General features: G+C 64.1%; 25 protein-coding genes. 13 read left to right on the top strand and 12 right to left on the bottom strand.

Annotated features, from left to right (window positions below):
• Nucleotides 1–77: 77 nt before the first annotated feature.
• From ATY02_RS04875 to ATY02_RS04865, 3 genes are all read right to left on the bottom strand, one after another.
• A complete protein-coding gene (locus ATY02_RS04875; RefSeq protein ID WP_068577430.1) occupies nucleotides 78–971 on the bottom strand; it encodes an NAD-dependent epimerase/dehydratase family protein in 894 nt (297 codons plus the stop codon).
• 126 nt (nucleotides 972–1,097) lie between these two features.
• On the bottom strand, nucleotides 1,098–2,009 hold the full coding sequence (locus ATY02_RS04870; RefSeq protein ID WP_068577428.1) for a LysR family transcriptional regulator: 912 nt from the start codon (nucleotides 2,007–2,009) through the stop codon (nucleotides 1,098–1,100).
• A gap of 80 nt (nucleotides 2,010–2,089) precedes the next feature.
• Nucleotides 2,090–2,689 (bottom strand): NAD(P)H-dependent oxidoreductase, encoded by a 600-nt coding sequence (locus ATY02_RS04865; RefSeq protein WP_068577426.1) that lies wholly within the window; start codon nucleotides 2,687–2,689, stop codon nucleotides 2,090–2,092.
• A gap of 206 nt (nucleotides 2,690–2,895) precedes the next feature.
• Here ATY02_RS04865 and ATY02_RS04860 point away from each other — a divergent pair, with 206 nt between their 5' ends.
• A complete protein-coding gene (locus ATY02_RS04860; protein WP_068577424.1) occupies nucleotides 2,896–3,207 on the top strand; it encodes a putative quinol monooxygenase in 312 nt (103 codons plus the stop codon).
• Here ATY02_RS04860 and ATY02_RS04855 read toward each other — a convergent pair.
• Nucleotides 3,197–3,961: a sulfite exporter TauE/SafE family protein gene (locus ATY02_RS04855; RefSeq protein WP_068577423.1), complete on the bottom strand. Its 765-nt coding sequence runs from the start codon at nucleotides 3,959–3,961 to the stop codon at nucleotides 3,197–3,199. The two genes, ATY02_RS04860 and ATY02_RS04855, sit on opposite strands and share 11 nt — an antisense overlap.
• A 108-nt stretch (nucleotides 3,962–4,069) precedes the next feature.
• Between ATY02_RS04855 and ATY02_RS04850 the strand changes: the two genes are divergently transcribed.
• The 3 genes from ATY02_RS04850 to ATY02_RS04840 are packed head-to-tail and all read left to right on the top strand — an operon-like array spanning nucleotide 4,070 to nucleotide 6,015.
• Nucleotides 4,070–4,951 carry a LysR substrate-binding domain-containing protein gene (locus tag ATY02_RS04850; protein ID WP_068577421.1) on the top strand — a complete coding sequence of 294 codons (882 nt, stop codon included), beginning with the start codon at nucleotides 4,070–4,072 and terminating at the stop codon, nucleotides 4,949–4,951.
• Nucleotides 4,952–5,007: 56 nt separating this feature from the next.
• Complete coding sequence (locus ATY02_RS04845) at nucleotides 5,008–5,583, top strand: NAD(P)H-dependent oxidoreductase (protein WP_068577419.1); 576 nt, start codon at nucleotides 5,008–5,010, stop codon at nucleotides 5,581–5,583.
• A gap of 60 nt (nucleotides 5,584–5,643) precedes the next feature.
• Nucleotides 5,644–6,015, top strand: a complete 372-nt coding sequence (locus ATY02_RS04840) for a MerR family transcriptional regulator (RefSeq protein ID WP_068577417.1) — start codon at nucleotides 5,644–5,646, stop codon at nucleotides 6,013–6,015.
• A gap of 21 nt (nucleotides 6,016–6,036) precedes the next feature.
• On the opposite strand, the gene ATY02_RS04835 is transcribed toward ATY02_RS04840, so the two are convergent.
• Together ATY02_RS04835 and kynU are read right to left on the bottom strand one after the other, a co-directional pair.
• Nucleotides 6,037–7,440, bottom strand: coding sequence for an amino acid permease (locus tag ATY02_RS04835; RefSeq protein WP_068577415.1), 1,404 nt, complete (start codon nucleotides 7,438–7,440; stop codon nucleotides 6,037–6,039).
• Between the two features lie 120 nt (nucleotides 7,441–7,560).
• Nucleotides 7,561–8,811, bottom strand: coding sequence for a kynureninase (kynU, locus tag ATY02_RS04830; protein WP_068577413.1), 1,251 nt, complete (start codon nucleotides 8,809–8,811; stop codon nucleotides 7,561–7,563).
• 185 nt (nucleotides 8,812–8,996) lie between these two features.
• Between kynU and ATY02_RS04825 the strand changes: the two genes are divergently transcribed.
• Nucleotides 8,997–9,470 carry an Lrp/AsnC family transcriptional regulator gene (locus tag ATY02_RS04825; RefSeq protein WP_068577412.1) on the top strand — a complete coding sequence of 158 codons (474 nt, stop codon included), beginning with the start codon at nucleotides 8,997–8,999 and terminating at the stop codon, nucleotides 9,468–9,470.
• 14 nt (nucleotides 9,471–9,484) lie between these two features.
• On the opposite strand, the gene ATY02_RS04820 is transcribed toward ATY02_RS04825, so the two are convergent.
• On the bottom strand, nucleotides 9,485–10,486 hold the full coding sequence (locus ATY02_RS04820) for an AraC family transcriptional regulator (protein WP_068577410.1): 1,002 nt from the start codon (nucleotides 10,484–10,486) through the stop codon (nucleotides 9,485–9,487).
• 404 nt (nucleotides 10,487–10,890) lie between these two features.
• Between ATY02_RS04820 and antA the strand changes: the two genes are divergently transcribed.
• From antA to ATY02_RS04795, 5 genes are all read left to right on the top strand, one after another.
• Entirely contained in the window at nucleotides 10,891–12,276 is a 1,386-nt protein-coding gene (gene antA / locus ATY02_RS04815; protein WP_068577408.1) for an anthranilate 1,2-dioxygenase large subunit, read from the top strand.
• Between the two features lie 2 nt (nucleotides 12,277–12,278).
• Nucleotides 12,279–12,770, top strand: coding sequence for an anthranilate 1,2-dioxygenase small subunit (antB, locus tag ATY02_RS04810; protein ID WP_068577404.1), 492 nt, complete (start codon nucleotides 12,279–12,281; stop codon nucleotides 12,768–12,770).
• Between the two features lie 17 nt (nucleotides 12,771–12,787).
• A complete protein-coding gene (gene antC, locus ATY02_RS04805; protein WP_068577401.1) occupies nucleotides 12,788–13,810 on the top strand; it encodes an anthranilate 1,2-dioxygenase electron transfer component AntC in 1,023 nt (340 codons plus the stop codon).
• A 78-nt stretch (nucleotides 13,811–13,888) separates the two neighbouring features.
• Nucleotides 13,889–15,289 (top strand): amino acid permease, encoded by a 1,401-nt coding sequence (locus tag ATY02_RS04800; protein ID WP_068577400.1) that lies wholly within the window; start codon nucleotides 13,889–13,891, stop codon nucleotides 15,287–15,289.
• Nucleotides 15,290–15,477: 188 nt separating this feature from the next.
• Nucleotides 15,478–16,686: a benzoate/H(+) symporter BenE family transporter gene (locus tag ATY02_RS04795; RefSeq protein ID WP_068577398.1), complete on the top strand. Its 1,209-nt coding sequence runs from the start codon at nucleotides 15,478–15,480 to the stop codon at nucleotides 16,684–16,686.
• A gap of 8 nt (nucleotides 16,687–16,694) precedes the next feature.
• On the opposite strand, the gene ATY02_RS04790 is transcribed toward ATY02_RS04795, so the two are convergent.
• From ATY02_RS04790 to kynB, 3 genes are all read right to left on the bottom strand, one after another.
• Entirely contained in the window at nucleotides 16,695–18,194 is a 1,500-nt protein-coding gene (locus tag ATY02_RS04790) for a PLP-dependent aminotransferase family protein (RefSeq protein ID WP_068577396.1), read from the bottom strand.
• A gap of 171 nt (nucleotides 18,195–18,365) precedes the next feature.
• The gene (gene kynA / locus ATY02_RS04785; RefSeq protein ID WP_068577394.1) at nucleotides 18,366–19,217 is read right to left on the bottom strand and encodes a tryptophan 2,3-dioxygenase; all 852 of its coding nucleotides are present in this window, start codon (nucleotides 19,215–19,217) and stop codon (nucleotides 18,366–18,368) included.
• A 91-nt stretch (nucleotides 19,218–19,308) separates the two neighbouring features.
• On the bottom strand, nucleotides 19,309–19,950 hold the full coding sequence (kynB, locus tag ATY02_RS04780; RefSeq protein ID WP_068577392.1) for an arylformamidase: 642 nt from the start codon (nucleotides 19,948–19,950) through the stop codon (nucleotides 19,309–19,311).
• Nucleotides 19,951–20,233: 283 nt separating this feature from the next.
• On the opposite strand from kynB, the gene ATY02_RS04775 reads away from it, so the two are divergent.
• The 3 genes from ATY02_RS04775 to ATY02_RS04765 all read left to right on the top strand — a co-directional run bounded on the left by ATY02_RS04775 (nucleotide 20,234) and on the right by ATY02_RS04765 (nucleotide 21,680).
• Complete coding sequence (locus ATY02_RS04775) at nucleotides 20,234–20,578, top strand: cupin domain-containing protein (protein ID WP_068577391.1); 345 nt, start codon at nucleotides 20,234–20,236, stop codon at nucleotides 20,576–20,578.
• Nucleotides 20,579–20,679: 101 nt separating this feature from the next.
• Complete coding sequence (locus ATY02_RS04770; protein ID WP_083235739.1) at nucleotides 20,680–21,165, top strand: antitoxin Xre/MbcA/ParS toxin-binding domain-containing protein; 486 nt, start codon at nucleotides 20,680–20,682, stop codon at nucleotides 21,163–21,165.
• Nucleotides 21,162–21,680, top strand: a complete 519-nt coding sequence (locus ATY02_RS04765) for an RES family NAD+ phosphorylase (RefSeq protein WP_068577389.1) — start codon at nucleotides 21,162–21,164, stop codon at nucleotides 21,678–21,680. Before ATY02_RS04770 ends, ATY02_RS04765 begins: the two co-directional genes overlap by 4 nt.
• Nucleotides 21,681–21,797: 117 nt before the next feature.
• Here ATY02_RS04765 and mmsB read toward each other — a convergent pair whose 3' ends face one another.
• Nucleotides 21,798–22,685 carry a 3-hydroxyisobutyrate dehydrogenase gene (gene mmsB, locus ATY02_RS04760; protein ID WP_068577387.1) on the bottom strand — a complete coding sequence of 296 codons (888 nt, stop codon included), beginning with the start codon at nucleotides 22,683–22,685 and terminating at the stop codon, nucleotides 21,798–21,800.
• A 10-nt stretch (nucleotides 22,686–22,695) separates the two neighbouring features.
• Nucleotides 22,696–24,222, bottom strand: coding sequence for a CoA-acylating methylmalonate-semialdehyde dehydrogenase (locus ATY02_RS04755; RefSeq protein WP_068577385.1), 1,527 nt, complete (start codon nucleotides 24,220–24,222; stop codon nucleotides 22,696–22,698).
• Nucleotides 24,223–24,292 lie beyond the last annotated feature (70 nt).

Here is a 24,292-nt window from a genome sequence, read left to right as displayed (position 1 = left end):
GTGGGCAAACGCCCACAGCAAAACGGCCGCCCGCAGGCAGCCGTTTGTCGCAGATGGATCAGTGGAGCAGCCGCTCCTCAGACCATCTCGTGCTCGATCCACTCCAGCACCGACGTCCGCTGCGGCGCCCAGCCCAGCAGCTCGCGGGCCTTCTTGCCGCGTACCCGGCTGTTGGAGCCCAGGCCGTAGTTGGCCATCTCGTAGCCCCACTCGGCCTCGGCGGCAGGCAGCGGCCAGTCCTCGGGTTCGCCAAGGTGCAGGGCGCGGGCCATGGCGCGGGTCATGTCGATGAAGGATGCCTCGCCGCTCTCGACGAAGTAGAAGCTGCCCGGGGTGTTGCCGGTCAGGGCCAGGGCGTAGAGCGCCACCACGTCCTCGATATGCACGTTGGACCAGATGTTCTGCCCCGGCCCGACATGACGCACCACACCGCTCTTGCGCGCTTGCTTGAGCAGGCGCGGCAGCTGCACGCTGTCACGCTTGACGCCCAGGCTGTGGCCGTAGATCAGGGTGTTGCACAGCACCGCCGAGTTCACCCCGTCCTTGGCCGCCGCCAGGATCAGGTTATCGATGGCCACCCGGGCGGCCTTGTCCACGGTGGGCTCCGGCAACTGGTCTTCGTAGTAGACGGTATCGCTGGCCTTGCCGCCGGAAGCGTCGCCGACGATGCTCGAACCGCTGGTGTGCAGGAATGGCTTGTTCGAGCCCTTGAGCGCGGCCAGCAACACTTCCACCGCACCACGATGGTCGCTGCTGGCAGCGTTAATCACCGCATCGGCGGCCCGGGCCTGTTCGCTCAGCAGGACGCTGTCGTCCAGGCTGCCTACCACGGGCTTGATGCCCAGGGCCGTCAGCTCGGCGGCTTGCTCGGCACTGCGCACCAGGCCAGTGACCTGATGCCCGGCCTTGACCAGGCCGGTGGCGATGGAACCGCCGATGAAACCCGCGGCACCGGTAACGAATACGTTCATGGAGAGACTCCCTGGGTGGATAAGTGATGGCGCCAGTATCGGCGCGCCTGCTTCGACGAAACAGCCGGGCTGGACCAAATCACTCTTGCGCAGGGATCACGAATCCCCAGCCAGGGAAGCAGGACCTCAGCCCTCGAAGCCCGGGTCAGCGTAGTCGGCCAGCTTGCCCTGGATGAAATCCAGGAAGCACTGGATACGCAGGGCCAACTGCGAGTTACGGTAGTACACGGCGTTGATCGGCTGGCGATAACCGCTGTTGAACTCGCTGAGGATCGGTATCAGACGCCCGGCGCGAATATCATCGATGGTCATGAAGTGCGACAGGCAGGCAATGCCCTGCCCCTCCAGTACCAGATGGCGCAGGGTCTCGCCGCTGGAGGCACTGATGCCTGGCTGGATCTGCCAGCGGTCGCCATGGGGATGGCGCAGCGGCCAATGGTTGAGGCTTTCGGTCTGGGTGAAGCCCAACAGCGTGTGTTCGCTGAGCTCGGCGACGCTGCGCGGGGTGCCGTGGCGCTCCAGGTAGGCCGGGCTGGCCAGGATGCGCAAGGGGCTGCAACCCAGGGAGCGGGCATGCAGGGTCGAGTCGGCCAGGGTGCCGATGCGGATCGCGATATCGGTGCTCTGCTCCAGGAGGTCGATGATCAGGTCGTTGCTGTTGAGCTCGAGCTGGATATCGGGGTACAGGCCACGAAACTCGGCGATGTAGGGGACGATGGCGTGCAGCATGAACGGCGAGGCGGCGTTGATCCGCAGGCGCCCGGAGGGGGTCTGCTGGCGGGAGGACAGGCGCTCTTCGAGTTGGTCCATCTGATCGAGGATCAGCTTGGCCTGCTCGAAGAAATACTTGCCCTCTTCGGTCAGGTCCATGCGCCGGGTCGTGCGGTTGATCAGCGTGGTATCGAGCTTTGATTCCAGGCGCGACAGGGTGCGGCTGACCGCCGATGGCGTCTGCCCGACCTGCTCGGCAGCGGCGGAGATCGAACCGCACTCGATGACACAGACGAAGATCTGCAACTCGTCGGATCTGGCTTTCACGTAGAACCCTCTATCGATTGGTAGCTGTAGCCCCTGCGCAGGCTGCGACGCACGGCGGCTACAGGAACGGCCTATCGATATTAGCGGCTTTGAGCCTCGAGACCGAACACCTGGCGCAGATGCTGCTCGTAGCGCCGGACATCGTTTTCAACAGCCGGGCACTTCATCACATCGACACAGAGGAAGGTCGGCAGGGGGCTCATGCCCAGGAACTGGTTGGCCTTGTGGAACGGGAAATAGACCGCGTCCACCCCTTTGCCTTCGAAGAAATCGCTCGGGTCGTCGAAGGCCTGCTGCGGTGCATTCCAGGTCAGCGAGAGCATGTACTGCTTGCCCTGGACCAGGCCGCCACTGCCGTACTTCTGCGAAGCGTCGGAACGGGTCCGGCCATCGTTGGCATACAGGCTGCCATGGCCCTGGGTGAAGACCTCGTCAATGTACTTCTTGACGATCCAGGGCTCGCCCATCCACCAGGCAGGCATCTGGTAGACGATCACGTCGGCCCAGAGGTACTTCGCCACTTCTTCCTGGGCGTCGTAGCCCTGGTCGATGTGGGTGACCTTGACGTCCAGGCCGCCGCGATCCAGCACCGCCAGTGCAGTCTCGTGCAAGGTGGTGTTGTAGCGGCCGTCGGAGTGGGCGAATTGCTTGGCGCCATTGAGTAGCAGTACTTTTTTCATGAGCGGGCCCTGTCGCGGGAACGGCCCGTTGCAGGCGTCGTGCGACGCCAGGCCGTTGGGGTGGAAAACGAGGGCGGCAGGTTAGTGAAGGGCTCGCGCGGGAATAAGCCCCTGGCGCTCAAAATACATTTGCCGTAAAGGCACGAATCAAGCCTTTATTGTTGTCTTAGAATCCTTGGCAACTTCCTTTGCCACGAGCACATTCCATGACCCGCCAGGCCTTCATCCTCCACGCCAAGACGCGCCCCGAACGGGCTGCCGAATTCGAAGCGCTGTTCCTCGGTTATGTCGCCGCCAGTCGCACCGAACCCGGCTGCATCGAGTACCACATGCTGCGCGACCAGCAGGACCCCAGCCTGTTCATCTTCTACGAAGTCTGGGAATCCCAGGAGGCGCTGGACGTGCACTCCAACCTGCCGCACATGAAGCAGTTCCGCGATGCGCGCATGGAGTACCTGGAGCGCGACTTCGAGATCCGCGCCATCGACATGCTCAGCCCGGCTTCTGCTATCCGCTGATCAGCAGGTGGGCCCCCAGCAGGCCCAGGCCGATGAAGAACACCCGTTTGAACAACGGCGCGCTGATGCGCTGGCGCAGCCACTGGCCCAGCCACATGCCCAGCAGCGCCGGGACCAGCGCCAGCAACGAGGCCCCCAGCTGCGCACCACCCAGGTGGCCGCCCCAGGCGAGGCCGGCGGCCAGGGCCAGGGTCGAGACGGTGAACGACAGGCCCAGGGCCTGGACCAAGGAATCCCGCGCCAGGCCCAGCGCCTGCAGGTAAGGCACCGCCGGAATCACGAACACCCCGGTGATCGCAGTAACCAGGCCAGTGGCCAATCCACACAAGGGCGCCAGCCAACGCTCATGGGCCGGGGCGATGTGCAGCTGCGGCAAGCACAGGCCCGCCAGGGCATAGAGCAGCAAGGCCGCCCCCAACCCTCGCACCACCCACGGCCCGCCATCGATGCCCAACCACAGGGAGCCGCCCAAGGTGCCGATGCCGATCGCCAGCAACAGCGGCCACAAACGCCTGAGCAAGGCCGGCAGGTGCCCACCGAACGCCAGTTGCCAGAGGTTGGTCAGGGTCGCCGGAATGATCAGCAAGGCTGCTGCCTGCGCCGGAGCCATAGCCAACCCCAGGAGCCCCATCGCCACCGTGGGCAAGCCCAGGCCGATCACACCCTTGACCATGCCGGCCATGACGAAGATGCCGAGCACCCATAAAGACAGGCCAAGACCCAGATCCTGATAAAACGCGAGGGAGGTATTCATGGGCCTATCCTGCTCTCGCCCGGCGGCGCTGAAAATCTGCCATATACTGAGCCAGCCTCTTGCCAAACAAGAGGCTGATCCTCGATGCCCTGGCTGTGGAGGCCCCGCATGCATTTCGACCTGGTGGACCTGCGCCTGTACCTGAATGTCTTCGACGCCGGCAATATCACCGCTGGCGCCGAGCGCAGCCACCTGTCTCTGGCCGCGGCCAGCGCGCGGATCCGCGCCATGGAAGCCAGCCTGGGCATCGGCCTGCTCGAACGTGGTCGGCGCGGCATCAGCCCGACGCCGGCCGGCAAGGCCCTGGCCCAGCACGCCCGGACGTTGCTGCTGTATGCCGAACACCTGCAACAGGACCTCGCCGAGTACGCCAAGGGCGTCAAGGGGCAGGTGCGCCTGCTGTGCAATACCAGCGCCCTGAGCGAGTACTTGCCGGAACTGCTGGCGGACTTCCTGCGCGAGCGCCCTCAGGTGGATATCGATTGCCTGGAGTTGCCCAGCCAACGCATCACCCATGCCCTGCGCCAAGGCGCGGCAGAGCTGGGCATCGTCTCCGATGCGGTGGACACCCGGGGCCTGCAGGTCCGGCCGTTTCGCGATGATCCGCTGATCCTGGCGATGCCCATGGATCACCCGCTGAGCCAGCAGTCCGCACCGAGCTTCGATGACACCCTGGCCTATGACTATGTCGGCCTGGCCAGTCATAGCGCCCTGGCGGTGTACCTTGAGGAGCAGGCCCTGCACCTGGGCCTGCGCATGCAGTTGCGGATTCGGACCGAGGGTTTCGACGCGGCATTGCGCATGGTGGCACGCGGCGCCGGGTTGGCCGTGGTGCCCCTGGCCGCCCTGGAGCGCAACCGGCAACTGGCCCTGCAGACCCGCCCCCTGGGCGAGCCCTGGGCCCGGCGGCGCTTGCTCCTGTGCGCCCGTGACTTCGCCACCCTGCCGCTCTATGCCCAGGACCTGTGCCAGGCCTTGCACAAGCCTTGACTCTGCCCTTAGGGGCAGACCTTAGCCTTGGCACTTCTTCCCCAAGGACCAAGGTAATGAGCAAACGCATTCTGGTGATTCTCGGCCATGCTTCCCGCGCCAGCCTCTGCGCGGCACTGAGCGAGCGCTACATCCATGCGGCGCAGCAAGCCGGGCATGAAGTACGGAGCCTGTACCTGGGCGACCTGCGCTTCGACCCGGTGCTGCACGAGGGGTATCGGCGAATCCAGCCACTGGAAGACGACCTGCAGCGAGCCCAGGCCGATATCCTCTGGGCCGAGCACCTGACCTGGGTCTTCCCGATCTGGTGGGGCGGCATCCCGGCCTTGCTCAAGGGTTTTCTCGACCGGGTGCTGTTGCCCGGCTTCGCGTTCAAGTACCGCCCCGGCAAGGCCTTCCCGGAACAACTGCTCAAGGGACGCACTGCCGACTTGCTGGTGACCATGGACACCCCGCCCTGGTACTACCGCTGGTTCTACCACATGCCCGGGCTGCACCAGATGCGCCGCACCACCCTGGCCTTTTGTGGTATTCGCACACGGCGTACCTTGACCTTCGGCCCGGTGCTGGGCGCCAGCGACCTCAGCCGGACCCATTGGCTGCAACAAGCAGAACAGCTTGCCAGGCGCTGACACTGTTCGATAATGCGCGGCATCCGGCGACCCTGCCCGGTACAGCACAAGGAAGCCGCCATGTACATCGGTCAAGCCGCGCAATTGTCCGGCACCACCATCAAGAGCATCCGCCACTACGAGGCCATCGGCCTGTTGCCCGAGGCCCCGCGCCAGGGTCGCTACCGACTCTATGACGCGCAGAGCGTCGAGCAACTGGTGTTCATCAAGTGCGCGCAACAGTTGGGGTTCAAGCTCAAGGAACTGCAACAGGTATTCGCCGCCCACCAGGGCCAGGCCTTTCCCTGGGACCAGGCCCAGGCGGCCCTGGCGCAGAAGAAACGCGAGCTGCAACTCAAGATCGATGAGCTGCAACAGCTGCATGCCCGCCTCGACGCCTTCCAGAGCAGCCTGCAACAGGCCCGCGATGAGTGTCCCTTGGGCAGCCTCTAGGGCCGCCCGGGAAGCGGCGTATCAGACTTGCGACAACGCGGCCGTGCTCCTGGGCCTGCGGAAGAACAACCAGTAGGCCAGGCTCAGCACCAGCAGGAAGGGCACCCCGAACACCAGGGTCATCTTGAAGGCGTCGGTAAAAAAGGTGGTGATCATCACGGCCCCCATCAGGAACAACCCGAGCAGGGTGCTGTAGGGAAACAGGCGCATGCGAAACGACAGCGGCTGCTCGCCATGGCGCTGGTGATAGCGCCGGAAGCAGTAGTGGGTGAGGAAGATCATGAACCAGGTGAAGATCGCGCCGAACATCGAGATCGCCATCATCAGGGCGAACGAGCTTTCCGGGTAGAACACGTTGATCAGGGTCGCCAGGGCGATACCGCTGCTCGACAGCAGCAGGGCATTGAGCGGAATCCCGGTCTTGCTCAGGGCCCCCATGGACTTGGGCGCATAACCGGCGCGGGACAGGCTGAACATCATCCTGGTGGTGATATAGAGCTGGCTGTTCATGGCCGACAGCGCAGCGATCAGGATCACGAAGTTCATCACTCCGGTGGCCCCGGGAATGCCGATGGTCTGCATCACCGTGACGAACGGGCTCTGGGCCTTGCCCGCCTGGACCCAGGGCACGATGGCCAGCATCAGTGCCAGGGTCAGCAGGTAGAACACCACCAGGCGCACGATGGTGGCGCGAAACGCCTGTTTCACTGCCCGTTGCGGGTCCTGGGCCTCCCCGGCCGCCACCGCGATCATCTCCACGCTCAGGTAGCTGAAGATCGACACGATCACCGCGATCCACATGCCCTGCAAGCCGTTGGGGAAGAAGCCGCCGTGGACGTTGTAGTTGTGCACGCCATAGTCGGGGTTGCCGGAGCCGAACACCACATACACCGCCAGGATGATGAAGCCGACGATGGCGGCGATCTTGATGGTGGAGAACCAGTATTCGAAGTTGCCGAAGGTCTTCACGCTGATGGCATTGAGCAGGATCAGCACGCTGGAGAACGAGATGATCCAGACCCACTCAGGCACGTTGGCGAACCAGTACTTCATGTACATGGCGATGGCCGTGACCTCGGCGCCCACGGCCAGGACGATGGCCGCCCAATAGGCATAGCGCACCAGGAAACCGGCCAGGGGGCTGATATAGAACTCGGCATAGGCGCCAAAGGAGCCGGAGGTGGAATGGGCCACGGTCATTTCCGCCAGGCAGCCCATCAGCAGCAGGGTGATCAAGGCACCGATGGCGTAGCTGAGCAGCACGCTGGGCCCGGCATAACCAATGGCGTAGGCGCTGCCCATGAACAGCCCGGTACCGATGGCGCCGCCAATGGCGATCATGCTCATCTGGCCGGCGGTCAGCTGCCGCCTCAGGCCGTGCTCGCGATTGGAAATCGCTTCGAAACCCTTGTTGGTGGTGGTCACGTTCAGTGCCTCTTTATTGTTGTGTGCACGCGTTGATCGATCTGGCGGCTCGTCCCTGTGCCGCGGGGTGTTGCAGTGGCTGGCGCAGGATAGGGCTGCGCCAGCGGCTACAGGTTGTCTTCAGGTCACGCTGTGGCGCACCTGGAACTGCGCTTGGGCCCAGGTCTTGGCGTCGAGGATTTCACCAAGGATCTGCACCGCCTCCCACACTTCAGTGAAGGTGGTGTACAGCGGCGTGAAGCCGAAACGCATGATCCGCGGCTCGCGATAATCGCCGATCACGCCCCGGGCGATCAGGGCCTGGATCACCGCATACCCCTCGGGATGCTCGAAGCTCACATGACTGCCACGCTTGGCGTGCTCACGCGGGGTCACCAGCGTCAGGTCATGCCCGGCGCAGCGTTGCTCGACCAGTTCGATGAACAGGTCGGTCAGGGCCAGGGACTTGCGCCGCAGGCTCTGCATGTCGGTCTGCTCGAAGATCTCCAGGCCGCACTCGACCATCGCCAGCGAGGTGATCGGCTGGGTGCCGCACAGGTAGCGGGCAATACCACTGCTGGGTTCATAGCGGGTGGCCATGTCGAACTGCCGGGCATGGCCGAACCAACCGGACAGCGGCTGGGTCACCAGGTCGCACAGCGCCGGGGCGACCCAGGCGAACGCTTGGGAACCAGGACCGCCATTGAGGTACTTGTAGGTGCAGCCGATGGCGTAGTCGGCGCCGCAGCGCTTGAGTTCCACCGGTACCGCGCCAGCCGAGTGGGCCAGGTCCCAGATGCTCAGGGCGCCGGCCTCGTGGATCAGCCCGGTCAGTTGCTGCATGTCGTGCATGTGGCCGGTCTTGTAGTTGACGTGGGTGAGCATCACCACCGCGGTGTCCTGGTCGATGGCCGCCGGCACCTGCTCGGGGCTGTCCACCAGGCGCAGCGAATAGCCCTGCTGGAGCAGCTGGGTCAGGCCTTCGGCGATGTACAGGTCGGTGGGGAAGTTGCTGCTTTCGGAGACGATCACCCGGCGCTCGGGGGCGCGTTCGGCCTGCACCAGCAAGGCGGCGCTGAGGACCTTGAACAGGTTGATCGAGGTGGTGTCGGTGATCACCACTTCCCCGGCATCGGCACCGATCAACGGTGCCAGGCGATCGCCCAAACGCTGGGACAAGTCGCGCCAGCCGGCGCTGTTCCAACTACGGATCAGGCCATCGCCCCACTCCTGCTCGATGACTTGCCGAGCCCGCTCCAGGGAGGCCACGGGGCGCGCGCCCAGGGAGTTGCCATCGAGATAGATCACCCCCTCAGGCAAGGCGAACTGCCGGCGCAGCGGCGCCAGGGAGTCTTGTTCATCGAGACGCAGGCAGTGGTTTTTGTCGATCATTGGAAGTCCTGTCTTGGTCGATGCCCTGCCCGTTCCACGACGGAACGAACGGAGCAGGCAATGGATAAACCCGGAAAATAATGAACGAAGCCAAGAAGAATTTTCGTGCAAAGAGCAGCGCGATCCCGTACTAATCTCGAATAAAATTCTAATCCTTCAATAAAAAACATGGATTCATGCCAACCATGACGCTCGACTCCACCGACCTGCGCATCCTGCATCACCTGCAACAGGACGGGCGCATCAGCAACCAGGAGCTGGCGGAGAAAGTCGCCCTGTCGCCCTCGGCCTGCCTGCGTCGGCTGCGCATGCTCGAAAGCGAGGGCATCATCAGCGGCTACCGCGCCCAGCTCAATGCCGAACGCCTGGGGATCGAGCTGGAGGCCATTGTCCATGTGTCCCTGCGCCATGACGTGGAGGGCTGGCACGAGACCTTCATCGCCAAGGTCCAGCAGTGGCCGGAGGTGATGACGGCCTATGTGATCACCGGTGCCAGCAACTATGTGTTGCGCGTCCAGGCGCGCAACCTCAAGCACTTCTCGGATTTCATCGTCAATCACCTGAACCGCGCCGCCGGGGTCACCGATATTCGCTCGGAGATCGTCCTGCAGAAGATCAAGGAGCAGAACGGCCTGCTGGACCTGGTGCAGCGCAAGTAAGCGCCCTGTCGGAACTAAAACCGACTCGGATGGCGCTGGGCGGTCGCGCTCGGGGACTCGTCGAACAGCTTGCGGTACTCGGCGGAAAACCGCCCCAGGTGGGTGAAGCCCCAGCCCAGGGCGATCTCGGAGATGTTGCGCGCTGCACCATGTTCGAGAATCTCCTGGCGCACGCCATTGAGCCGATGGCGCTTGAGGTAGGCCATGGGCGATAGCGCGAAGTATTTGCCAAAGGCCTCGAACAGCTTGTAGCGCGAGACTCCGGCGGCCACTTCCAGATCCTCCAGGTGCACCGCCTCGCGGGCATGCTCCTGCAAATACTGGCGGGCCCGTACCAGGTAATGCGGCAGCTTGACCCCAAGCACCTCGCGCAGCTCGCTGGAGTAATTGTTGGGTTGGGCCAGGATCAGGCCCTTGATCAGCGAACTCTCGATTTCCCGGGTAAAGGCCAGTTGCTCGTAGAGCTCGTTGCCCTGGGCCAACTCGCCGATGAAATGTCGGGCCATGCGCCACCAGGAGGCCGTCGCGCCATTGAGCGCGTCCATGCCCGGCTCGAAACGCAGCGGGTCCAGGATCGGGCGCTGCAACAAGGCTTCCAGGGCCTCGCTCATGGCCGGCCGGGGAATCACCACCTGCAACTTGCGACAATCGCCGGAGATGGCCAGCACCTGGCTTTCGTTGGGAGCGATGATCACGCCATGGTCGCTGTCGGAGCGCAGCAGGCGTCCGTCCTTGCTCAACTCCTGCTCGCCGCACAACGGCAGGCTCAGGCTGTAGCTGCTGAAGCGCTCGATGTCCTCGATATCCACCACCACGTCGGTACCGTACTCGATGATGCCCAGAGTCGTGGCCCGCGACCTGAGCACATGGGCACTGTGGTGGAAACGGATCCGCTCGGGCGTCGCGGTCTCCAGGCGGTGCGGGCCGCAAATGCCCGACATCCAGCTCCTGGCGCCCTCGAGGTCGTAGTGATCGACGCGAATATCGCGCAACTGCCCATCAGTCTTGCTATTCATCACGGCACACTCACGGCAATATTTTTTAGCGCGCTCTGACGGCGCGTCTTGTTTGGCAGGGCAAGTTTTGCGCCAACCGGTGCTGCTGCCAACCCAGTGGATAACAATAGCCGACTAAGTGGATAAACCTCCCCGCCACCCTGCTCGCTTTCATTCACCGGCTGGCGCCGACCGTGTAGAAAGTCCCCACCCTGCAGCCGCTGCCGCTGCCTGCGCATGGGCGCGTAGCGGCCATGGCGGAGCTGGCCGAAAGGTCCCTGACGCGGCCTCGCACCCTCGGCAGCGGCTACCGCCACCCTGGCAACTTTGTGGATGCGCTTGGTCGACTAAGCGGATAGCCACCCCCGCCCTGCACTCACTCTAATGATCGTACCGATTGGCCCGAATAAAAAAGGTACCGACCCATGAGTGGCGCAAGAAACGTCGAGCAATGGCAGGAGTTCATCCACAGCTGCCTGGATTTTCGCCCAGCCGATGGCGTGTTCCGCATCGCCCGGGAGATGTTCACCGAACCCGAGCTGTTCGACCTGGAGATGGAACTGATCTTCGAGAAGAACTGGATCTACGCCTGTCACGAAAGCGAACTGCCCAACAACCACGACTTCGTCACGATGCGGGCCGGGCGCCAGCCGATGATCATCACCCGTGACGGCGAGGGCCGGCTCAATGCGCTGGTCAACGCCTGCCAGCATCGCGGCACCACCCTGACCCGGGTCGGCAAGGGCAACCAGTCCACCTTCACTTGTCCCTTCCATGCCTGGTGCTACAAGAGCGACGGCCGCCTGGTGAAGGTCAAGGCCCCCGGCGAGTACGCCGAGGATTTCGACAAGGCCACCCGCGGCCTGAAAAAGGCCCGTATCGAGAGCTACAAGGGCTTCGTGTTCATCAGCCTGGATGTCGCAGCCACGGACACCCTGGAAGACTTCCTCGGTGACGCCAGGATCTTCTTCGACATGATGGTCGCCCAATCGCCCACCGGCGAGCTGGAGGTGCTGCCAGGCAAGTCCGCCTACACCTACGACGGTAACTGGAAACTGCAGAACGAGAACGGCCTGGACGGGTATCACGTCAGCACCGTGCACTACAACTACGTGGCCACGGTGCAGCATCGCCAGCAGGTCAACAGCGAGAACGGCACCGCCAGCGCCACCCTGGACTACAGCAAGCTCGGGGCCGGCGATGCGGCCACCGACGACGGCTGGTTCGCCTTCGCCAACGGCCACAGCGTGCTGTTCAGCGAGATGCCCAACCCGGCGGTACGTTCCGGCTACGCCAGCATCATGCCGCGCCTGGTGGAGGAGTACGGCCAGGCCCGGGCCGAGTGGATGATGCATCGCCTGCGCAACCTGAACATCTACCCCAGCCTGTTCTTCCTCGACCAGATCAGCTCGCAGTTGCGGATCATTCGTCCCGTGGCCTGGAACAAGACCGAGATCATCAGCCAGTGCATCGGGGTCAAGGGCGAGAGCGACGCCGACCGGGAAAACCGCATTCGCCAGTTCGAGGACTTCTTCAACGTCTCGGGCATGGGCACCCCTGACGACCTGGTGGAGTTTCGCGAGGCCCAGCGCGGCTTCCAGGCCCGCCTGGAGCGCTGGAGCGACGTTTCTCGCGGCCATCACCGCTGGGCCACCGGCCCGACCGCCAACACCCGGAACCTGGGCATCGCGCCGGCCATGACCGGTACCGAGATCACCCATGAGGGGCTGTACGTCAACCAGCACGAGAATTGGCAGCGCTTCCTCCTCGAAGGCCTGCAGCGCCAACCCCTGAAACTGCGGGAGGTATGAACATGAATGCGCAACTGCAATACCAGGTCGAGCAGTTTTTCTATCGCAAGTCCGAGCTGTGCGACGCCCAGGACTGGGACGCCTACCTGCAACTGTTCGCCCAGGACAGCGTGTTCCACCTGCCCCAGTGGGACTCCGAGCATGTCTACACCCAGGACCCCAAGCGCGGCATGTCGCTGATCTACTATGCCAACCGCTCAGGCCTGGAGGACCGGGTCTTCCGCCTGCGTACCGGCAAGGCGGCCTCCACCATCCCGATGCCACGCACCCTGCACCAGGTCAGCAACCTGCGCATCACCGAAGGCGAGCAAGGAAAGCTGCAGGTGCGCCTGAACTGGCACACGTTGTTCTACCGCCTGGCCACTTCCGAGCAGTTCTACGGTCATGCCACCTATGACCTCGTCCCCCACGGCGACAGCTGGCTGATCCAGCGCAAGCACGTGCTGCTGCTCAACGACACGATCAACTCGGTGCTCGACTTCTATCACCTCTGACTCGACGGACACTCCCCATGACGCACAAGGTCGCGTTCAGCTTCGCCGACGGCAAGACTCTGTTCTTCCCGGTGCAAGCCAATGAAATACTGCTCGACGCCGCCCTGCGCAACGGCATCAAGATCCCCCTGGACTGCCGCGAAGGGGTCTGCGGCACCTGCCAGGGGCGTTGCGAGTCGGGCCAGTACAGCCAGGATTACGTGGACGAGGAAGCCCTGTCGGCCCAGGACCTTGCGCAACGCAAGATGCTCAGTTGCCAGACCCGGGTGCAATCCGATGCGGCGTTCTACTTCGACTTCGACTCCAGCCTGTGCCATGCCGCCGAGCCGGTGCGCTACCGCGCCTCGGTCCAGGAAGTGCGCCAGGTTTCGGACAGCACGGCGATCCTGCGCCTGGACCTGGGCGGCAATCCGACCCCGCTGGACTTCCTGCCCGGCCAATACGCCCGCCTCGGCATTCCCGGCACCGACTGCAGCCGCGCCTACTCCTTCGCCAACCGATCCGCGGCGGACAATCAGTTGCTGTTCCTGATCCGCCTGTTACCCGATGGGACGATGAGCAACTACATCCGCGAACGCTGCCAGGTGGGCGACGCCTTGGAGCTGGAAGCGCCGCTGGGGGCGTTCTATCTGCGCCAGGTCAGCCGTCCGCTGGTCCTCGTGGCGGGCGGCACCGGACTCTCGGCCCTGCTGGCAATGCTCGAGCAAATCGTCGAGCAGGACTGCCAGCAACCGGTCCACCTGTACTACGGCGTGCGCCAGAGTGCCGACCTGTGCGAGCTGGAGCGCATCCGCGCCTACGGCGAGCGCCTGCCGGCGTTTCGCTTCACGCCGGTGATCAGCGACAGCGACCCGACCTGGAACGGCAAGCGCGGTTACATCACCGAGCACTTCGATACCGAGGAATTGCGCAGCGGCGAGGCCGACATGTACGTCTGCGGGCCACCGCCGATGGTCGATTCGATCCGCACCTGGCAGCAAGAACAGGGACTTGGGCGTGTTCAGCTGTATTACGAGAGGTTCACCGAGAGTAATATCTGATCCCGTCGACACGATGCCGAGACCGACGCCTAAATCCCTGGGTCGGTCCTGATAACAACTAGAAGAGAGCGCAAGTTAGTGGATCAAACCTTGAAGCAGGGTGAACTCAAGCGCGGCTTGAAAAACCGCCATATCCAATTGATCGCCCTGGGCGGGGCGATCGGGACCGGACTCTTCCTCGGCTCGGCCGGGGTCCTGAAGTCCGCCGGGCCCTCGATGATCCTGGGGTACGCGATCGCTGGCTTCATCGCCTTCCTGATCATGCGCCAGCTGGGCGAGATGATCGTCGAAGAGCCAGTGGCCGGCTCCTTCAGCCATTTCGCCCATAAGTACTGGGGGGGCTACTTCGGCTTCCTCGCCGGCTGGAACTACTGGGTGCTGTATGTGCTGGTGGGGATGGCCGAGCTCACTGCGGTAGGTAAATACATCCAGTTCTGGTGGCCGGAGGTTCCTACCTGGGTCAGCGCGGCGGTGTTCTTCGTGCTGGTCAACCTGATCAACATGATGAACGTGAAGTTCTTCGGTGAAGCCGAGTTCTGGTTCGCCATCATCAAGGTCGTCGCCATCGTCGGCATGATCCTGCTGGGCTGCTACATGCTCTTCAGCGGCAGTGGCGGGGCCCAGGCCTCGGTGAGCAACCTGTGGTCCCACGGCGGCTTCTTCCCCAATGGCGGCAACGGCCTGTTGATGGCCATGGCCTTCATCATGTTTTCCTTCGGCGGCCTGGAGCTGGTGGGCATCACCGCGGCCGAGGCCAGCGAGCCGCGCAAGGTGATTCCCAAGGCCATCAACCAGGTGGTCTACCGGGTACTGATCTTCTACGTCGGAGCCCTGGCGGTGCTGCTCTCCCTGTACCCGTGGGACGAGTTGCTGGTCAGCCTCAATTCCGGCGGCGACGCCTACAGCAGCAGTCCCTTCGTGAAGATCTTCTCGCTGATCGGTAGCGATACCGCCGCGCAGATCCTCAACTTCGTGGTCCTGACTGCCGCGCTCTCGGTGTACAACAGCGGCGTGTACTGCAACAGCCGCATGCTCTACGGCTTGGCCGAGCAGGGCGATGCGCCCAAGGCGTTAACCAAGCTCAACAAGCAAGGCGTGCCGATCCTGGCCCTGGGTATCTCCGCGCTGATCACCTTGCTCTGCGTGCTGGTCAACTACCTGGCTCCCCATGAGGCCCTGGAGCTGTTGTTCGCCCTGGTGGTGGCGGCCCTGATGATCAACTGGGCGCTGATCAGCCTGACCCACCTGCGCTTTCGCAAGGCCATGGCCGAGCAAGGCGTGGTGCCGTCCTTCAAGGCCTTCTGGTCGCCACTGAGCAACTACCTGTGCCTGGCCTTCATGGTCATGATCATCGGCGTGATGCTGATGATCCCGGGCATCCGTGCCTCGGTGTACGCGATCCCGGTCTGGGTCCTGCTGATCTGGGTGTTCTACCGCCTGAGCCAGGCGAAAAAAACCGAACAGGCTGCCCTGCGCTAAGTTAGCGGGTGGCCCCTGCAAGACCTGAAAGCCCGGCCCTGGATCCAAGGCCGGGCTTTTTCATGCGCACCACAAAGTGGTCTGCCCCAACCCTCTCAAGCGGCCTGAAACGACCCTCCGCCAGCTCTCTAGAATCAGCGCCTCCCGGAGCTTCAGGACCGGGGCTCACCCTGGATGGAGAATGGCGCATGAATAGAACGACCGAGGGGCTCAGGCCTGCCGATTTTTTCTCACCCACCGTGGCCGCGCTGATTTCGGTGCTGGTGAACTACGGTGGAACGTTCGTCCTGGTGCTGCAGGCCGCCGAGCTGGCCCGCCTGTCGCCAGCCCAGACGGCCTCCTGGGTCTGGGCAGTGTCGGTAGGGGTCGGAGTCAGCGGCCTGTGGTTGAGCCTGCGCTATCGGGCACCGGTCATCACGGCCTGGTCGACCCCCGGAGCGGCCTTCCTGGCCACGGTCCTGCCTGTGACCCCCTACGCCGAGGTGATCGGCGCCTACCTGGTTTCGGCCCTGGGCTTCATCATCCTGGGTGCATGCGGGGCCTTCGAACGGCTGGTGCAGCTGATCCCCAAGGGGATCGCCGCCGGGCTGCTGGCCGGAATCCTCTTGCCGTTCGGCATCAATGCCTTTGGCGGCGCCAGCGTCGATCCCCTGTTGGTGACCGTGCTGCTGGGTTCCTATGCACTGCTGCGGCGCTTCACCTCGCGCTTTGCCGTAGTCGGCATCCTCGGGATCGGCCTGGCGCTGTTGATCGTCCAGCAACGGATCGACGGTGCTGGCGTGCAACTGAGCCTGGCCACACCGCTGTTCACCCCACCGCAGTTTTCTCTGCCGGCCCTGCTCGGCGTGGCCCTGCCACTGTTCGTCATTACCCTGACCGGGCAATACATGCCTGGCATGCTGGTGCTGCGCAACGACGGTTTCAAGACCAGTGCCAACCCGCTGCTGACGGTCACCGGCCTGGGCTCGCTGATCATGGCGCCATTCGGTGCCCACGCCTTCAACGTGGCCGCTATCACCGCGGCCATCTGCACCGGCCCGGACGCCCATCCGGACCCGGGCAAGCGCTACCTCGCCGGTATCGCCTGCGGGCTGCTGTACATCCTGGTGGGCACTTTCGGTGTGACGCTGGCGAGCCTGTTCATGGTGTTGCCCAAGGCTTTCATCGGCACCCTGGCCGGCCTGGCGCTGCTGGGTGCCATCGGTGGCAGCCTGGCCAATGCCATGGCCGATGCCAAGACCCGGGAAACAGCCTTGATCACCTTTCTTGCCACGGTCGCCAATGTCAGCCTGCTGGGCGTCGGCGGTGCCTTCTGGGGGTTGCTGGCGGGCCTGGCCGCGCACTGGCTGATGCACGGTCGGCCCGGGGCTCGCGACACCGCGAGCGCCCAGCCCTGAAAATTGCCCTAGGGCTTGCGCAGAACCTGTCCCAGGCGCTCCATCGCGGCTTCGATTTCATGGGCACTCAAGGAGGCGTAGCCCAGCAACCAGCCCTGTTCCCTGTGCTCGCCGACATACAGCCGGCCAAGGCCGGGTAACTGCATGCCGATACTCGCTGCCCGGCGCTGGGTGTGCTCCTCGCTCCAGCCCGGCTCCAACAGGCAGGGAATCTGCAGGCCTCCCGGCGGCGGCAAGGCCCTGGCGATGCCTTGCAAATGCCGCCCAATGGCGTCGAGCATGGCCTGCCTGCGTCCCGCGTAGAGCTTGCGCATGGCCCGCACGTGGGCGTTGTAGTGCCCCTGCTCCATGAACCGCGCCAGGGTCAGCTGGAGAATCTGCGGGGTATGGCCGTCCATGATGCTGCGGGCCGCACTGAAGGGGGCCACCAACTCCTCGGGCAGGACCATGTAGCCCATGCGCAGGCCGGGATAGAGGGTCTTGCTGAACGTGCCGATGTACAGGGTGCGCTGATACGCGTCCAGGCCCTGGACACAGGCGGTCGGCAGGCCGTCGTAATGGAACTCGCTGTCGTAGTCGTCCTCGATGATCCAGCGATCGTGCTCGGCGGCCCAACGGATCAACTCCAGCCGGCGCTCCAGGGACAGGGTGACCCCGCTGGGATACTGATGCGATGGCGTGACATAGACACAGCGGGCACCACTGCGATCGGCCCGCAGCAGATCGGTGCGCAAGCCCTGTTCATCGACATCGATGGGGACGATGCGCACCTCGGCGGCCTCGAACGCCTTGCGGGCGCCAAAATACCCCGGGTTCTCCATCAGGATCGGCTTGCCAGCGTCCACCAGCAGTTGCGCGCACAGGAACAAGGCCTGGCGGGTGCTGCTCAACACCAGGATCTGCCCCGGCTGCACCTTGGCTCCACGCTCCAGGTTCAGATAGGCGGCGATGGCTTTGCGCAAGGGCTCGGCCCCCTGTGGGTCGCCATGCAGCAAGACATTGCCCCGGTACTCCTGTAGCACCTGGCGTTGCAAGCGCTCCCAGACCTGCACCGGGAAACTGCGGGTTTCCGGCAAGCCGGTGGCAAAGGCCTTGACCACCTGCTGGTCCGCGACCCCACCGCGCTCGAACAGCGTCCGCCCCCGACGACTCAAGCCACCCCCAGGCTCCCGGATGCTGCGTGGCGGCTCCTGCAAGCGCAGGCGCCTGCGGGCCGCTCCGCGCAACTGCGCGCCAATGGCCTGGCAGACATAGCTGCCGGAGCCCTCGCGCCGGACGATGAAGCCATCGCGCTGCAACTGCACGTAGGCGTTTTCCACGGTATCGCGCGATACTCCCAGGGACTTGGCCAGGACCCGACTCGCCGGTAGCTTGAGCCCCGGCGCCAGGGCTCCATCGAGGATCAGCCCGCACAGCGCCCGCTGGATGCGCTGATGCAGGTCCAATGCCTGGAACTCCGGGTCGTTGAGCCGCATGTTCAGGGTTTCAAGTTCGAAGGTACGGCTCATGCGGTCTGCCCAGGAAAGTGAAAGCATCGATTTTGGGCAGCCACTTTAGCGCCGGCCACCTTTGCGGTCACCTCCTGCCTGGCCGCTGTCGCAGGCGCCAGGACAGGCACGAGAAGCGAATGGGCGATGCCAGGAATGAAAACGCCCCGGCTGGCGGGGCGTTGGTCTGGGTCATTGCGGGTAGCGCACTCGCCACAACTCGGGGAACAGCACGGTATCGAGCATCTTGCGCAGATAACCCACGCCCTCGGTTCCACCAGTGCCCGGCTGGAAGCCGATGATCCGCTCCACCGTGGTCACATGGCGGAAGCGCCATTGACGGAAGGAGTCTTCCAGGTCGATGAACTTCTCGCCCAGCTGGTACAGGTCCCAATACTTCGAGGGATCACCGTATACCTCGCGCCAGGCCGCTTCCACCGAGGGATCGTGCTGGGTCGCGCTGGTGCTGTTCAGCGCCAGGCGCTGCGGATCGATGTCCAGGCCGCTGCGGGCCATCAGGGCGATCGCCTCGTCATACAGCGACGGAGTGGCGATGGATTCCTGCAGCGCCTGCAGCAGCTCGGGACGGTGGGCATGGGGACGCAACAGCGCCGCACTCTTGTTGCCCAGGATGAATTCGATATCGCGGTACTGGAACGACTGGAAGCCCGAGGACTGGCCCAGGTACGGGCGGATGGACTTGTATTCCGAAGGGGTCATGGTGGCCAGCACCGCCCAGGCATGCACCAACTGGTCGAAGATCCGCGAGACCCGCGCCAGCATCTTGAACGCCGGCGCCAGCTGGCTCTGGCGAACCTGCTCACGGGCGGCCTTGAGTTCGTGGAGCATCAGCTTCATCCACAGCTCGGAGGTCTGGTGCTGGATGATGAACAGCATCTCGTTGTGGTCTGGCGACAACGGATGCTGGGCGCTGAGGATGCGCCCCAGGTCCAGGTAGTCGCCGTAGCTCATGGAGTCGGAGAAATTCAGCTGGGCGTTATGCCATTCATCCGGTGGATTGCTTGAAAAAGGACATTGGCTCATCGCGTGGGCTCCTCGTCTCGGTCGGCTGGGCCCCACACCGTTGCCTGGGCAAGGGTGCACGAATGGCCCGCCGTCATAGTTATTGTAGGAATCAATCGGCCAACGGGCGCAGGATCGCCCGCACCGGACTGGCGTCCAGGTGGGCAAAGCGCAGTGGCAGGGCAATCAGTTCGTAGTCGCCTTCAGGCACCTCGTCGAGCACTACCCCTTCGAGGATCGCCATGCCATGCCGGGCGACCGCATTGTGGGCATCCATGGTCTTGGACTGCTGGGGGTCCAGGGAGGGGGTGTCGATACCGACAAGGCGCACGCCGAGACGGGCCAGCAGCTCGATGGTGGCCTCGGCCACAGCGGTGAAGCCTGAGTCCCAGGTGTCCAGCGGAGCCTGGCGATAGGTCCGCAGCAGTACCCGTTGGGGCAGGTTGTCCAGGTGCCCCTGCAGGTCCTCGGGTTGCACCAGCGGACCGCTCTCCAGGCAATACAGGACCCGGCACGGCCCCATGTAGACATCCAGCGGCACCTCGCCAATAGGCAGGCCATCAGGGCGGTAATGCAGCGGGGCATCGACATGGGCGCCGGTGTGGGGCGACAGGGTGATCCGACCGATGTTCACTGGACACTCGGGCCCGAAATGCCAGACACGTTCTTCCTGGAATGGCGTGTCTCCCGGCCAGGTCGGGGTCGCGGTGCTCAAGGGCGGGCTGATATCCCACCAACGGGGTGTATGTTCCATGGGCATGGCTCTTGGTCGGTCCGGACTGCATGATACGAGCGAAGCCGGTAAAGATTCTTGCGAAATAACTCGGTCAGCTTCAGGTATTTCGCAAGAACTGCTAACAAAACCTGGTTTATCCGATGAATCTTTCAAGCCCGCAGGCCACCGGCTCCCCCTTTGCCAGTCATCGCGAGCAGGACCGCAGCGCTTCTGGATACCCCGGTGTCGAGTACAGACAACCCCATGGGCGCCGGGCGCTATAGGGTGCGGCCTCTGGTTCTCGATCTGTCAGGAGCACAGCATGCCCAAGCCCATTACCGTTCTGCGCGATACCCATCCACTGCCGGTCCTGGACGCCTGCAAGTGGGAAAAACTCGAAGGCGACCCGCACACCGTCAACCTCAATGCCTACACCAGCGAAGATGGCAGCAAGATCATGGGCACCTGGATCTGCACTCCCGGCAAATGGCGGGTGGCCTATGAGAAGTGGGAGTACTGCCACTTCCAGGAAGGCTATTGCGTGATCACCCCGGACGGCCTGGCTCCCATCCACTTGCGCGCCGGCGATATCTTCGTGGTCGAGCCCGGCATGAAGGGCACCTGGGAAGTCGTGGAGACGGTACGCAAGTACTTCGTCTTCGCCTGAGGCCTGCCAGCGGCGAGTCCGGGCCGCCGACGCCCGGCTCAGCGCTGCTTGCCAAATGTCTATATAATCCCTGCCAAATGGCAAAGGCAGGAGTAAGGCCCATGGTTGCACTGACCGGTAGCGACATCGCCGTGAAACGACGCGGCAAGCCCGTATTGAAGGATCGAACCTCGGACATCCTGCTCGGTGGCCGGGCACGGTTCGACGACCGTATCTCGATCTATCGCCTGACCGAGGAAGGCATTCCGCTGACGGCAATCGTCAAGTTCGTCTCCTCGGTCCCCATGCTCAAGGACGAACAGGTCCTGGCCAAGATCATCGGCCTGTCCGAGCGCACCCTGCACCGGCGCCTGAAGACCCCCGACGAACCGCTGAACCCGGAGCAGAGCGCCCGGGCGGTACGCTTCGCCCAGGTGCTGTCCAAGGCCCAGGAGGTCTTCGGCAGCAGCGAACAGGCCCAGGACTGGATGGCCAAGCCGGTGATGGCCCTGGACGGCCACAAGCCGGTGGACCTGCTGACCAACCCCATCGGATTCGAGCTGGTGGATGAGTTCCTCACCCGCCTGGAATACGGGGTCTATCAGTGATCAGCATTCCCGGCAGCAGTGCCGTTCACTTCTGGCGCCTGGACGCCGCGCAGCACGCCGACAGCTGGGACAGCGGCATCGGTGCCGAGCTGTGCGGCGGGCGCTGGAACTCCAAGGGGGTCAAGGCCGTATATGGCAGCGCCGACCCTGCCACGGCGATCCTCGAGGTGGCCGTGCACAAGGGCTTTGCCGCGCTCGACCAGGTGCCCCATGTGCTGACCGGGGCGCTGATCCACGACCCGTCGACCATCTACCGCCTGGACGAAGGCAGCGTGCCCAATCCCAACTGGCTGGTGCCGGGCATTCCCAGCGCCGGCCAGCAGCAATTCGCCGACCAGTTACTGGCCGAGCATCCCTTCGTACTGGTGCCTTCCTCGGTCTCGCGCCACAGCTGGAACATCCTGATCAATCCGCTGTTGGCCAAGGGGTTGTACCAGGTGGTGATCCAGGAGCGCTTCGGCCTCGACACCCGCCTCAATCCGCCGCCACGCACTCCGGCTGGCCGGCCCAACTGAGCGGGCAAAAAAAACGGGAAGCCGCCCGACGCGGATTCCCGGAAACGCCCCCACTCGGGGGGCTACGATCATGAGACGGTATTCGTGGCGAGGGCTTGGCCCCCGCCACGCAAAGGGCTACTGCGGCTTGCGGTAGCTGTTGACGATGGCCGAGAAGTCCTTGCCACCTTCCCCGCGCTGGCTCATGGCCTGGTACAGCTGCTGGGCCACCGCGCCCAGCACCACCGGCTGATGGGCCTGGCGGGCGGCCTCGGTGGCCAACCCCAGGTCCTTGAGCATCAGCTCGGCACCAAAACCACCGGTGTAGCCACGCGCTGCGGGCGCGGTCTCGATCACTCCCGGCCACGGGTTGTAGGTGTCGGAACTCCAGCACCGCCCGGTGGAGCTGTTGATGATCCCGGCCAGCACCTTGGTATCGATACCCAGGGCATCGCCCAGGGCCATGGCTTCGCTGACGCCGATCATCGAGATGCCCAGCAGCAGGTTGTTGCAGATCTTGGCGATCTGCCCAGTGCCCACTTCCCCGCAGTGCACGATGTTTCGCCCCATCTGCGCCAGTACCGGCTGCAGGGCGTCGAACAGCTCGGTACCCGCGCCGACCATGAAAGTCAGGGTGCCAGCCTGGGCGCCGCCTGTGCCGCCGGAAACCGGGGCGTCGGCCATGGCCACGCCCTGCTTCGCCGCAGCGGCGGCAACATCGCGAGCGGTCTGCGGGTCGATGGTGCTGCAGTCCACCGCTGGCACGCCACGGGCGATGCCCGCCAGCACGCCGTCCTCACCCAGCCAGACGCTACGCACATGGGCGGCGGCCGGCAGCATGGTGATCACCAGTTCGGCGCCTTCGGCGGCGGCCTTCGGCGAGGCGGCAATGCGCCCGCCCAGTTGCGCCAGCTCGGCCAGCACGCTTTGGTTCAGGTCGAACAGGTTCAGCTGGTGGCCGGCCTTGATCAGGTTGCGGGCCATGGGCGCGCCCATGTTGCCCAGGCCGATGAATGCAATGTTCATGTCAGGCTCCTCAACGCAGGCTGATAGTGGTGTTCACACCGTCGTTGACGCTGTCATCGTCGAACCAGCGGCTGGTGACGGTCTTGGTCTGAGTGTAGAACTGCACCACTTGCTTGCCGTACGGACCCAGGTCGCCGAGCTTGGAACCGCGCGAACCGGTGAAGCTGAAGAACGGTACCGGCACCGGGATCGGGATGTTGATCCCCACCTGGCCAACGTCGATTTCGCTCTGGAACTTGCGTGCCGCCGCGCCGCTCTGGGTGAACAGGCCGGTGCCGTTGCCGAAGGGGTTGGCGTTGACCAGGGCGATGGCCTCGTCGAGGGTGTCGACCTCCAGCACCACCAGCACCGGGCCGAAGATTTCCTGGGTGTAGATCTGCATCTCGGTGGTCACCCCGGAGAACAGGGTCGGGCCAACGAAATTGCCCTGCTCGTAGCCCGGAACCTTGACGTCACGGCCGTCCAGCTCCAGCTTGGCGCCTTCCTTGATACCGCTTTCGATCAGGCCCAGCACGCGCTCCTTGGCCCGCTTGGAGATCACCGGGCCGACATCGGTACCCGGCTCGCAACCGGCGTTGACCTTGAGCTTGCTCGCGGCCTCCTTGATGTCCGGCAGCCATTCGCGGGCCTTGCCCACCAACACCGCTACCGAGGTGGCCATGCACCGCTGGCCGGCCGCGCCGAACGCCGCACCGGCCAGGGCGTTGACCGTCTGGGTACGGTTGGCATCGGGCAGCACCACAGCGTGGTTCTTGGCGCCCATCATCGATTGCACGCGCTTGCCGTGCTTGCCCGCCAGGTCATAGACATGGGTGCCGACGGCGGTGGAGCCGACGAAGGACACGGCCTTGATGTCCTGGTGCACGCACAGGGCATCCACCACGTCCTTGCCGCCATGGACCACGTTGAGCACGCCGGCCGGGACTCCCGCCTCCAGCGCCAGCTCCACCAGCAACATGGTGGACAGCGGATCTTGCTCGGAAGGCTTGAGGACGAAGGTGTTGCCGCAAACGATGGCCATCGGGAACATCCACAGCGGAATCATCGCCGGGAAGTTGAATGGGGTGATCCCCGCGCATACGCCGATAGGCTGGCGCAGGGTGTAGGTGTCCACGCCGCCGGCGACGTTCTCGGCGAACTCGCCCATCTGCAGGGTGCCGATGGAGCAGGCATGCTCCACCACTTCCAGGCCGCGGAAGATGTCACCTTCGGCGTCGGCGATGGTCTTGCCCTGCTCGGCGCTCAAGACCTGGGCAATGCGTTTGGAGTGCTCACGGATCAAGGCCTGGAGCTTGAGCATGATGCGCATCCGCGCGCCGATCGGCGTCAACTTCCAGGTCTGGAAGGCACGTTGGGCCGCAGCGATCGCGGCATCGACTTCGGCAGCGGTGGCAAACGGCACCTTGGCCAGGACTTCCTGGGTCGCCGGGTTGACGATGTCATGCCATTCCTGGGTCTGGGACTGGACCCATTGGCCGTCGATCAGCAATTTGACCTGCTGCAGGGTAGTGCCGCCGGACTGGAGGGGAGCGTTCATGGGGTCTCCTGACTTCTTGAGTTCTTATGCAGGGAACCAAGGCGTTGCAGCGCCTTGAAAGAGGGGAGTC

Source organism: Pseudomonas sp. BIOMIG1BAC (assembly GCF_001705995.2).
Lineage (GTDB): Bacteria > Pseudomonadota > Gammaproteobacteria > Pseudomonadales > Pseudomonadaceae > Aquipseudomonas > Aquipseudomonas sessilinigenes.
Note: the sequence above shows the minus strand (reverse complement) of the source record. Positions and strands in the feature narration are given on the sequence as shown.

What these genes read in the sequence shown, in the direction of transcription:
- ATY02_RS04875 (WP_068577430.1), bottom strand. Translation starts at nt 971, where the DNA reads ATGAACGTATTCGTTACCGGTGCCGCGGGTTTCATCGGCGGTTCCATC.
- ATY02_RS04865 (WP_068577426.1), bottom strand. Translation starts at nt 2,689, where the DNA reads ATGAAAAAAGTACTGCTACTCAATGGCGCCAAGCAATTCGCCCACTCC.
- ATY02_RS04860 (WP_068577424.1), top strand. Translation starts at nt 2,896, where the DNA reads ATGACCCGCCAGGCCTTCATCCTCCACGCCAAGACGCGCCCCGAACGG.
- ATY02_RS04855 (WP_068577423.1), bottom strand. Translation starts at nt 3,961, where the DNA reads ATGAATACCTCCCTCGCGTTTTATCAGGATCTGGGTCTTGGCCTGTCT.
- ATY02_RS04850 (WP_068577421.1), top strand. Translation starts at nt 4,070, where the DNA reads ATGCATTTCGACCTGGTGGACCTGCGCCTGTACCTGAATGTCTTCGAC.
- ATY02_RS04845 (WP_068577419.1), top strand. Translation starts at nt 5,008, where the DNA reads ATGAGCAAACGCATTCTGGTGATTCTCGGCCATGCTTCCCGCGCCAGC.
- ATY02_RS04840 (WP_068577417.1), top strand. Translation starts at nt 5,644, where the DNA reads ATGTACATCGGTCAAGCCGCGCAATTGTCCGGCACCACCATCAAGAGC.
- kynU (WP_068577413.1), bottom strand. Translation starts at nt 8,811, where the DNA reads ATGATCGACAAAAACCACTGCCTGCGTCTCGATGAACAAGACTCCCTG.
- ATY02_RS04825 (WP_068577412.1), top strand. Translation starts at nt 8,997, where the DNA reads ATGACGCTCGACTCCACCGACCTGCGCATCCTGCATCACCTGCAACAG.
- ATY02_RS04820 (WP_068577410.1), bottom strand. Translation starts at nt 10,486, where the DNA reads ATGAATAGCAAGACTGATGGGCAGTTGCGCGATATTCGCGTCGATCAC.
- antA (WP_068577408.1), top strand. Translation starts at nt 10,891, where the DNA reads ATGAGTGGCGCAAGAAACGTCGAGCAATGGCAGGAGTTCATCCACAGC.
- antB (WP_068577404.1), top strand. Translation starts at nt 12,279, where the DNA reads ATGAATGCGCAACTGCAATACCAGGTCGAGCAGTTTTTCTATCGCAAG.
- antC (WP_068577401.1), top strand. Translation starts at nt 12,788, where the DNA reads ATGACGCACAAGGTCGCGTTCAGCTTCGCCGACGGCAAGACTCTGTTC.
- ATY02_RS04795 (WP_068577398.1), top strand. Translation starts at nt 15,478, where the DNA reads ATGAATAGAACGACCGAGGGGCTCAGGCCTGCCGATTTTTTCTCACCC.
- ATY02_RS04790 (WP_068577396.1), bottom strand. Translation starts at nt 18,194, where the DNA reads ATGAGCCGTACCTTCGAACTTGAAACCCTGAACATGCGGCTCAACGAC.
- kynA (WP_068577394.1), bottom strand. Translation starts at nt 19,217, where the DNA reads ATGAGCCAATGTCCTTTTTCAAGCAATCCACCGGATGAATGGCATAAC.
- kynB (WP_068577392.1), bottom strand. Translation starts at nt 19,950, where the DNA reads ATGGAACATACACCCCGTTGGTGGGATATCAGCCCGCCCTTGAGCACC.
- ATY02_RS04775 (WP_068577391.1), top strand. Translation starts at nt 20,234, where the DNA reads ATGCCCAAGCCCATTACCGTTCTGCGCGATACCCATCCACTGCCGGTC.
- ATY02_RS04770 (WP_083235739.1), top strand. Translation starts at nt 20,680, where the DNA reads ATGGTTGCACTGACCGGTAGCGACATCGCCGTGAAACGACGCGGCAAG.
- mmsB (WP_068577387.1), bottom strand. Translation starts at nt 22,685, where the DNA reads ATGAACATTGCATTCATCGGCCTGGGCAACATGGGCGCGCCCATGGCC.
- ATY02_RS04755 (WP_068577385.1), bottom strand. Translation starts at nt 24,222, where the DNA reads ATGAACGCTCCCCTCCAGTCCGGCGGCACTACCCTGCAGCAGGTCAAA.